We start from the raw sequence: 6,577 nt of genomic DNA, 5'->3' as shown, positions 1-6,577 counted from the left end.
TGGCTCTCGACGTTGGCCGCAGGCACGCCTGTGGACCGCCTCGTTCAGGTTGCAAAAATGCGTTGGCGCATCGAGCGTGATTACCAGGACCTGAAGCAGGAATTTGGCCTCGGGCACTTTGAGGGGCGCGGCTGGCGCGGGTTTCATCACCATGCATCGCTATGCATTGCCGCTTACGGCTTCCTCGTTGCTCAGCGCCTCATTCAGGGAGGTAGTAAAAAAAACGCTGCGATCCGCGACACATCTGGCTTACCCTCGGACTACGTGCCACGCGGCTCCCCAGCGCGCGCAGCGCCACGTGGCTGACTCGATCGCCACGCTGCGCTGGTGCATCGCTGCGCACGTCGCTAAGCGGCTCCAGCGATGCCCATTCTGCAGTTCTGCCTCGACATATTTAATGACACAGTAAGACTAAGAAGCGCGTCGTCCTCGTCTCTGACAGCAAACAAAAATGAACGCACGTCGCCGCGCCGTCCCGGACGGTCTCCCTAACCGCGTCTATTTGAAGAGCGGTAGCTGGTACTGGTATCCGAAGAATGGCCCGTGGATCAAGCTCTGTCGCGTCGACGAAGGCGTACGCAAGATGCACGAGCGTCTCGCTGCCGAGATGAAGAAACGCGAGGGCAACAAGGGAACCGGCAACATCCCTGCCCTCGTCGATCTCTACATTTCGGCCAAGAAAGGCGAGCATCGGGAAAAGGGGTGGGCCAACTACGGCAACCCGGTCAAGAAAGATTTCGCGGATGGCGACATCGAAGACGCAGATACGGCGGCCGCCGCTCGATTCCTTCGGAACAACTGGGCCGACAAGCTCTCGATGCAGCGTGCCATGCGGGCCTTCATGAGCGGCTTCTTTCAATCGTGTCGCGGGGAAGGCTATTATAATCAGCCGAATCCGGGGACGGGCATGCGCATCGTGGCACCGCGACCGCGTCAGGTGTACATCCCGAACGATCACTTCGAGGCGATCCGAGCGAAGATCGACACGCCGATGACTCTCTGTCTCGTGGATCTCTGCTATCTGACGTTGCAGCGCTCGACCGAGATTCGGGACCTACGCTGGCGAAAAACTGATGACAAGGTCGAGAACTGGGTGGATCGCGAGAACGGCGTGATTCACTTCGTTCCGTCGAAAACTCGCGAGTCGAGCGGCATCGCTATCGACTGGGCGATCACAGACGAGATCGAAGCCGTGCTGGAGCGCGCGCGCACGACCGGGAAAATCAAGTCACCCTACGTGGTGCACAACCGATCGGGCGGCCAATGGATCAACACGCATGCGCTGCGCGTCTGGCAGCGAGCCTAAGGCCGGATTGGAGAAGCACGGCTACACGATTAAGGACATCCGTGCCAAGGCGATGACCGATGCCAAGGCGCAAGGGTACGAGATGGATGCCCTGATGATTGCCGCAGCGCACAGTGACATTGCGACGACGAAGGTCTACATGAAAGACCGTAAAACGCCGCTCCGCAAAATTCGTCTGAAGCTTCCGAAAACCGCCTGATTTTAGAAACGAATCTGCGAATATTAGAAGAGCCTTTCTGGTATTGGGTTTGCGGGCGATTTAACTGAGTGCCGCTCAGTTCCATCACGGCTTGCTGCCGGCGCGGCCAGGCGAAGCGGTCTTCTTCGAGACGCTTCATCATCAGCCAGAAGCCGTTGCCGTCCCAGCCGAGCAGCTTGATGCGATTGCGGCGCTGGTTGCTGAACGCGTAGAGCGCCGGCGCAAAAGGGGTCCAGCCCTGCCTGTTCTACCAGGGTGGCGAGCCCCGTTGATCGACTTCCTGAAATCGACGGCTTCGCGATGAACATACACCTTGAGGCTAACGTCGAGTCTGAACAGTGCAGCGTCCCAGACTCTCGATCATGGCCGATACCAGCGACGCATCACCCGCGGTGCAGTCCAGCCGCAGCGTCACCCCGTTGGGCATCTCCACCGTCAGTCGCGAGCGCAAGGCCGGATTTATACCCGCAGGCTCGGAGGCGGGCGTCGAGATGCGGGTCCGCTCAACGCGCTCGCCGCGACCAGCCTGGTGGACCGTCACACATGCCGATGGCACCACAGGCGTCGTCGCATCATCGACAATATCCGCAGTTACGGGGGCGCCGCTGCGCTGCTGATGCAGAATGATCCATCGGCGCAGCTGATTTGCGTTCACACCGGCTTTGAGCGCCAACCCGGCTACTGAGACACCGGGTTGCAGGCAGGCCTCGATCAGCCTAAGTTTGGATTGCGAGTCGTAGCGACGCTTGCCGTCGCGCCCAACAAGGGTAATCGCGAGAAGCGCCGTATCTGAACCGGTCTGAGTCATGGGCTGTGTCCACAGAATATCAGTGGACACAGCTTGCCCTGCTCACAATCCAGACGCTATGTGCGCATAAATTCGCGCTTACGATACACAGAACACCGCCGATGTGCGCGCGCGATATCGCTCTGTCTACGCACGGCGAGAACTGGCGTGTCGATGCGGCCGTTGTATTCGTCTGCATCGGCCTGATCGCGTGCCTGTGCTCCGTCGCGCTCTTTCGCGACAAGCTGCCCGGCGAAGCCGTTGGGATCATCAGCACGATCGCCGGCATCTTCGGCGGCTGCCTGAAGGACTACTTCAACTTCGAGTTCGGCTCGTCGCGTGAGAGCCGTCAGAAGGATGCCGTGATCGCAAATGTGGCGACGGGCAAATGAGCCGTCGGTGCAAAGATACCCGGATCCCGGGTGTTAACCCACTCCAGGTAAGCCGAGTCGCGGCGGAGTGCCGGCGAGGACGCGGTTTCCATAGTCGGCAGCTTCCATCACTGGACGACAAGTCATCGCCGGCGCGCGCAACACGTCCCCGTATGCATTGACCGCTTGATAGGCGGCTGCAAAAGGAAAGCCATGCCGTGCCACGATGGCTCGCCGCACTAGGCATCAACGCCCCGCAATTCAGGGTGGCGTTCGACCCCATCGGCTCGGATTCGGCTGGCCGCGGGTCGGACAGCACGCAAATTAGTGAACTTCAGGCAGATTCGCCAATGCGCGTTAACCCGATCCTAGTCATCATGGAGCGTGTTGACCTACAGCCATCCGGGCAAGCGAATTGTCCTGCACGTTCGATGGTGAAGCCGAATGCCAGGAGAAGGGAACCATCTTTCAGCGATCCGTGCATCAATGGCAAGCTAAACAGCGTAAATTGACCAGGACCACCTCCACTATGCCGGTTGTAACTGCACAAACCTTTGCACGAGCTTTTTTCGGTAAAACTCCAATTGATGGGCAGGTGAACCGTTTCGGGGGAGGCTCGCACGCAGCCTTCCGGCTGGGCGTGGACGGCAAAAACGTTCCCACGTTTAGCCGTAAAGCCTTTTGGGGTGCCACCGCCAACAGTGAAGAAATCATGGGGAAACGGGCGGGGGACTTCAATATTTCCCGCTCACGTGGGACAGTGACGGCGACCATCACCCTGTTGACTGCGTTTATTGGACTGCTCATCGAGCGGGTTTGCAAGCGCATCAGCAGCTACCAGAAAGAAGATGCCGTCACACAAGCGGTGGTAGATCTTCAGCAAGCAATCTTCGAAAAGGCTCACTTGATTGAGGGCCCGGGTAATCATTCTGTTTCGATAGAGCTGAAACACGGCGGTGAGCTGGAGGTTTCCGAGGATACCGGCGCGAACGGCACAGTCCTCACCATTACTGTGAAGACTGGCGAGACGTCGGAGTCCTTTGCCATCGAGGGTTGCACCATCGATGAGCTCAAGACACTTCTGGAACGGGAAATTGTTATGCACAGGGCAGATGATTACCGGTATTGGGAAGCTTTTGAACGCATGCCGCGGCCGAGACGGATTGCGCTTATAGCGCATCAAGTCCAAATGGACAGAATGCAGCTGCCCCGAATGGACCTGCGCGGAGTGGACTTGCATGGGCTGGACCTGAGCGGAGCGAACCTGCATGGATTGGACCTGAGCGGAGCCAACCTGAGCGGAGCCGACCTGACCGGAGTGAGTCTGAGAGTAGCGAACCTAAGCGAAGCGAACCTGACCGGAGCGAACCTGAGCGAAGCGAGGCTGGGCGCAGCGAATCTGATCGGAGCGGACCTGAGCGGAGCGAACCTGAGCGGAGCGGACCTGAGCGGAGCGGACCTGAGCGGAGCGAAGCTGAGCGGAGCGGACCTGAGCGGAGCGGAGCTGCGTCTAGCGAGACTGTTTGGAGTGGACCTGAGCAGAGTGGACCTAAGCAGAGTGGACCTGCGCGGATTGAACCTGCGTGGAGTGGACCTGAGCAGAGTGGACCTGAGCAGAGTGGTTCTGATGGGAGCGGACCTGAGCGGAGCGAACCTGAGCGGAGCGAACCTGCGCGGAGTGAACATGCGCGGAGCAAACCTTCAATTCGCGAACCTGAGCGGAGCGGACCTGAGCGGGGTGGACCTGTCCCTGGCAAACGTGCGCGAGACAACCTTGACTCAGACGACATTTTCCCTGGAAACTATCATCCGTCGCGATCTGTTTACCGACGAAATGCTTTCCGATATCACCTTCTCGGGGGTATCGGCGGACTTACGCCGTCCAGAAGCACGTGATGTTCTTTTTAACCACCGGAACAATCCTCGCTCCGGCAGCATCCTGACTGCCATAGACGCGCGGTTAGGGGGTGATAGAAAGATCCAGTGTATGGAAGTGGCGATAAAGGCGCTAGACGATGTCATGAGCGCAGGTGTCAACGATCCTGATGTTCAAGCTGTGGTCACGGAGTTCCTGCTCGCTCATCCTGAGTATCAGGATAAGAGTGTTTCGATCAACTCCTTTGTTCAGAAGATGCTTCCAAGGCTGTTCTCGAGCTATCAGGATGTTTCATTCCCGGTGGAGAGTTGGCCCCTATCCGCACTGAAGGTCATGCTGGGGCATGCACAGACACAGTTGACACAACCGGAACCCGAGGGCTACGCATGGGCTCGTGAGAACAGCTTCAGTTTGCTGCAGATACTGGATGCGGCGGAACGGCATGAAGAGTTGGGTGAGCGTGCATCGGCGCTGCGCGAGACTTACCTAAGCGTACTTCCTGATAAATTGAAACGGTTTGTGACAATATCCTCTGAGTTAATGTGCGAGCCGGAATCGTCATATTTTCCGTTGCTTGCCAAGGAAATGGAGGTTTGCATCCTGCTGACCAAAGATGACTTTAAGAACGGTATGCGGGCCCCCGACGAGCCGGGTGAAGAGTTAAGCAATGTATTCGTTGCCGTCGACTGGAGTCGTATGCCTGATGAATCGAGTGGCAAACCTGACGAATTGATGATGGCAAAAGCGGAGTTCTATCCGCTTTTCAATCAGACGCACCTTACACAATTCCGTGTGTTGCATGCCCAAAGCATCTCGCGACTATCGGGTCAGTCGCTGGAGAAGATCGTGAAGGCCGTGATTCCCTCGGAGTATGTCGAAGGTTACATGATTGGGGCCGCCGGCCGCGTGAGCCAGAAGTGGACCACTCCGCAGGCCCAAGCGGATCTGAAGCGGTTCATTCTTCCGCTGGTGGGGCATGATCACGATGATTTCGTCGTGTTCAAGGAGTTCTCGAATGCGCGTTTTCAAAAAGGCCTGCTGGAGCAGCTCTTTGCGGAGGCCGAGGCAGTACATGGTGCCCTGACCGACGCCGAAAAGGCTTTTTTCCTCAGATCCCATGCAGCCTCATTGTCGTACGCGAGTAGTTCCCTGATGTTTGGTGAGGAATTGGATTCGCCAGAGGGGCTGCGCGTATTGGCGGTCGCAATGCTGAATCATGCCGACGACCTAGATCCTAATGTCAAGGGCTTTTCAAAAGACGAGCTGGTGGATCATAAGGGGCGGCTCCTTGGGGAGGGGAAACTCCTCACGTGCACAAAGCTACTTTCCGGCAAACTGCAAGAAGCGCTACGAGACCAGGCGAAGAATAATATACGCTTGGAGGCAATCTATACCGTAGCCATACCTGCAAAATGGAGACAATATTGAGGTTCGTCCGGTTGCTGCGGGATCGGGCAATGATGGCCATCAGTGAACGCGCAGCGCTGGCGGCATCGTTGGGCGGTTTCAAACTGAAGCGCAACACGGAGTCTCGTGTTTAGAACCGTGAGGTTGGCTCGCTGAGGCAAGCGTCGCAGCGAAGACCTCGAATGGAAATTGGAACGCGTGAGTCGCAAGGGGCTGGCTGTTCAGGCTGTCGCCGATGGCGTCGAATTCTTTCTGACTGTAGAAAGACAGGTCAGACTAGTTAAGGAGGCTCTGCAGAACCCGCTGCGTATCGCAACGCTAAGTAGTACTATCACAGAAAGAATTCGGAAAAGGATGCTCGACCTTCGCACGAATGCCGGCCTTCAGTCGTTCGATTTTGTCGTATATTGCATCGACACGGTTCTTCAGGTTCAGTTGCCTTCGCTTGCTGGGTCGCATCGCAACATGCCATCGAGCCGAGCCTCCATTTTACAAATTGTCGACCTAGGGAGGGTCTGCGTAAATATCTTCCGCGGCGCTTGCCGAGAACGACGACGGCTGCGACGATGTGAGGATGAAACAAGCTAATCTTGGGTTCGATTTGACGACCAAACGTACGCGTAAGCGCCAG

The 6,577-nt window shown here is 57.3% G+C and carries 6 protein-coding genes and 2 pseudogenes; 5 read left to right on the top strand and 3 right to left on the bottom strand.

All coding sequences use genetic code 11. The features are described 5' to 3' along the window. The 3 genes from IAG25_RS40715 to IAG25_RS41990 form a co-directional block, all read left to right on the top strand. Positions 1-306 (top strand): transposase (locus IAG25_RS40715; protein ID WP_187609846.1); only part of this gene is annotated, 306 nt, incomplete at its 5' end. A gap of 145 nt (positions 307-451) precedes the next feature. After that, complete coding sequence (locus IAG25_RS40710) at positions 452-1,306, top strand: integrase (protein ID WP_187609845.1); 855 nt, start codon at positions 452-454, stop codon at positions 1,304-1,306. Then, positions 1,278-1,505: a hypothetical protein gene (locus IAG25_RS41990; protein WP_255504349.1), complete on the top strand. Its 228-nt coding sequence runs from the start codon at positions 1,278-1,280 to the stop codon at positions 1,503-1,505. The genes IAG25_RS40710 and IAG25_RS41990 overlap by 29 nt, the downstream gene beginning before the upstream one ends. A gap of 70 nt (positions 1,506-1,575) precedes the next feature. Here IAG25_RS41990 and tnpB read toward each other — a convergent pair. Continuing rightward, positions 1,576-1,725: pseudogene (gene tnpB, locus IAG25_RS42460) on the bottom strand (IS66 family insertion sequence element accessory protein TnpB); the annotation flags it as partial. A 99-nt stretch (positions 1,726-1,824) separates the two neighbouring features. Then, on the bottom strand, positions 1,825-2,313 hold the full coding sequence (tnpA, locus tag IAG25_RS40700) for an IS66-like element accessory protein TnpA (protein WP_187609844.1): 489 nt from the start codon (positions 2,311-2,313) through the stop codon (positions 1,825-1,827). A gap of 101 nt (positions 2,314-2,414) precedes the next feature. On the opposite strand from tnpA, the gene IAG25_RS40695 reads away from it, so the two are divergent. Together IAG25_RS40695 and IAG25_RS40690 are read left to right on the top strand one after the other, a co-directional pair. Then, positions 2,415-2,684 (top strand): hypothetical protein, encoded by a 270-nt coding sequence (locus IAG25_RS40695; protein WP_187609843.1) that lies wholly within the window; start codon positions 2,415-2,417, stop codon positions 2,682-2,684. Positions 2,685-3,192: 508 nt separating this feature from the next. Then, on the top strand, positions 3,193-5,967 hold the full coding sequence (locus IAG25_RS40690; protein ID WP_187609842.1) for a pentapeptide repeat-containing protein: 2,775 nt from the start codon (positions 3,193-3,195) through the stop codon (positions 5,965-5,967). Positions 5,968-6,294: 327 nt separating this feature from the next. Here the strand turns inward: IAG25_RS40690 and IAG25_RS40685 are convergent. After that, positions 6,295-6,426 (bottom strand): annotated as a pseudogene (locus IAG25_RS40685) (IS5/IS1182 family transposase); the annotation flags it as partial. Between the last annotated feature and the right edge of the window lie 151 nt (positions 6,427-6,577).

The organism is Caballeronia sp. EK (assembly GCF_014384845.1).
Taxonomy (GTDB): domain Bacteria; phylum Pseudomonadota; class Gammaproteobacteria; order Burkholderiales; family Burkholderiaceae; genus Caballeronia; species Caballeronia jiangsuensis.
This window is presented reverse-complemented; position numbering and strand designations above follow the sequence as displayed.